The 2,838-nt window shown below is 69.0% G+C and carries 1 protein-coding gene and 2 pseudogenes; all 3 read left to right on the top strand.

The window, feature by feature from the left end; genetic code table 11:
- Window positions 1–610: pseudogene (purH, locus tag A9W96_RS06535) on the top strand (bifunctional phosphoribosylaminoimidazolecarboxamide formyltransferase/IMP cyclohydrolase); the annotation flags it as partial.
- An 88-nt stretch (window positions 611–698) separates the two neighbouring features.
- Complete coding sequence (locus tag A9W96_RS06530) at window positions 699–2,093, top strand: ATP-binding protein (protein WP_066871985.1); 1,395 nt, start codon at window positions 699–701, stop codon at window positions 2,091–2,093.
- A pseudogene (locus A9W96_RS06525) lies at window positions 2,086–2,838 on the top strand (hypothetical protein); the annotation flags it as partial. The gene A9W96_RS06530 and the pseudogene A9W96_RS06525, both read left to right, overlap by 8 nt.

Here is a 2,838-nt window from a genome sequence, read left to right as displayed (position 1 = left end):
GGAGATGGCCGAATACGTCAGCACCATCTTCACCGAGGTCATCGTCGCCCCCGCCTACGAGCCGGCCGCCCTGGAGGCCTTGACCCGCAAGAAGAACATCCGGGTGCTGGTGGCCTCGGAGCCGCTGACCGGTGGGACCGAGCTGCGGCCGATCAGCGGCGGACTTTTGGTGCAGCAGCGCGACGAGCTCGACGCGCACGGCGACAACCCCGCGAATTGGACGCTGGCCACCGGCTCACCGGCCGATCCGGCGACGCTGGCCGACCTGGTGTTCGCCTGGCGCGTCTGTCGCGCCGTCAAATCGAATGCGATCGTGATCGCCGGCGGCGGAGCCACCATCGGCGTCGGCATGGGTCAGGTGAACCGGGTCGACGCGGCGCGGCTGGCCGTTGAAAGAGGGAACGCGCGCGGCGGCGACCGGGTGCACGGCGCCGTCGCGGCCTCCGACGCGTTCTTCCCGTTCCCCGACGGGCTCGAGACGCTGACCGGCGCCGGGGTGAAGGCGATCGTGCACCCCGGCGGATCGGTGCGCGACGACGAAGTGACCGCGGCGGCCGCCAACGCCGGCATTTCGCTCTATCTGACCGGGGCGCGCCACTTCGCGCACTAGCCACGGTGTGCGCGTGCGACGCGCCTGTCAATAAGCGTCTAGTGAACGCCCTTGGCATGACTCGTCAGAGCGCGCGTCGTAGCGTGGAGTGGTGACGTCACCGAGCAACCTGCCCCGCACCGTCGGCGAGCTGCGCGCCGCCGGTCATCGTGAACGGGGAGTCAAGCAGGAAATCCGCGAAAATCTGCTCGCACGCCTCGCCGAAGGCGGGGATGGCGAAGCCATCTGGCCGGGCATTCTGGGATTCGACGACACCGTGCTGCCGCAACTGGAGCGGGCGCTGATCGCCGGTCATGACTTCGTGCTGCTCGGTGAGCGCGGCCAGGGCAAGACCCGGCTGCTGCGCGCACTGATCGGCCTGCTCGACGAGTGGACGCCGGTGATCGCCGGTGCCGAGCTCGGGGAGCACCCGTACAGCCCGATCACGCCGGAATCGATCCGTAAGGCCGCCACTCTCGGCGACGACCTGCCCATCGAGTGGCGGCACCGCAGCGAGCGCTACACCGAGAAGCTCGCCACCCCGGACACCAGCGTCGCCGACTTGGTCGGCGACATCGACCCGATCAAGGTCGCCGAGGGCCGCAGCCTGGGCGACCCCGAGACCATCGCCTACGGCCTGATCCCCCGCGCACACCGCGGCATCGTCGCCGTCAACGAGCTGCCCGACCTGGCCGAGCGCATCCAGGTATCGATGCTCAACGTGATGGAGGAGCGCGACATCCAGGTCCGCGGCTACACCTTGCGCCTGCCGCTGGACGTTCTCGTGGTCGCCAGCGCCAACCCCGAGGACTACACCAACCGAGGTCGCATCATCACCCCGCTCAAAGACCGGTTCGGTGCCGAGATCCGCACGCACTACCCGTTGGAACTCGACGCGGAAGTCGGTGTGATCGCGCAGGAAGCGCACCTGTCGGCCCAGGTTCCCGATTACCTGATGCAGGTCATCGCCCGGTTCGCCCGCTACCTGCGGGAGTCCAACTCCGTCGATCAACGCTCCGGGGTGTCGGCGCGGTTCGCGATCGCCGCCGCCGAGACCGTCGCCGCCGCCGCGCGGCATCGGGGCGCGGTGCTGGGGGAGACCGATCCGGTGGCCCGGGTGGTCGACCTGGGCACGGTGATCGACGTGTTGCGCGGCAAGCTGGAATTCGAGTCCGGCGAGGAGGGCCGCGAACAGGCCGTGCTCGAGCACCTGTTGCGCCGGGCGACCGCGGACACCGCGTCGCGGGTGCTCGGCGGCATCGACGTCGGATCCTTGGTTTCCGCGGTGGAGGGCGGTTCGGCCGTGACGACCGGTGAGCGGGTGTCGGCCAAGGACGTACTGGCCGCGGTGCCGAGCCTGCCGGTGGTCGACAAGATCGCGGCCAAGCTCGGGGCGCAGTCGGAAGGCGAACGCGCCGCGGCGCTGGAACTGGCGCTCGAGGCGCTGTATCTGGCCAAGCGCATCGACAAGGTATCCGGGGAGGGTCAAACCGTCTATGGCTAGGTCTGATGGTGACGACCCGCAGCGCCCGGCTACGCCGCGCTCGCCATCGTCACGAGGGCATTCCTCGCGCTACTCGGCGTACACCGGCGGGCCGGACCCGCTGGCCCCGCCGGTGGATCTGCGCGAGGCGCTCGAACAGATCGGCCAGGATGTCATGGCCGGCACGTCGCCGCGGCGCGCACTGTCCGAGCTGCTGCGCCGCGGCACCAAGAACCTGCCGGGCGCGGACCGGCTGGCCGCCGAGGCCAACCGGCGGCGACGGGAGTTGTTGCGGCGCAACAACTTAGACGGGACTCTGCAGGAGATCAAGAAGCTGCTGGATGAGGCCGTGCTGGCCGAACGCAAGGAGTTGGCCCGCGCGCTCGACGACGACGCCCGCTTCGGTGAACTGCAGCTCGATGCGTTGCCGTCATCGCCGGCCAAGGCCGTCCAGGAGCTCTCCGACTACAACTGGCGGAGCGCCGAGGCCCGCCAAAAGTACGATCAGATCAAGGATCTGCTCGGCCGCGAGATGCTCGATCAGCGCTTCGCGGGTATGAAGCAGGCGCTCGAAGGCGCCACCGACGAGGATCGTCAGCGGGTCAATGACATGGTCAATGACCTCAACGAGCTGCTGGACAAGCACGCCCGCGGCGAGGACACCCAGCAGGACTTCGAAGACTTCATGGACAAGCACGGCGAGTTCTTTCCGGAGAACCCGCGCAACGTCGACGAGTTGCTGGACTCGCTGGCCAAGCGCGCCGCC

This window comes from Mycobacterium sp. 1245852.3 (assembly GCF_001669335.1).
In the GTDB taxonomy this organism is placed as follows: Bacteria; Actinomycetota; Actinomycetes; order Mycobacteriales; family Mycobacteriaceae; genus Mycobacterium; species Mycobacterium europaeum_A.
Note: the sequence above shows the minus strand (reverse complement) of the source record. Positions and strands in the feature narration are given on the sequence as shown.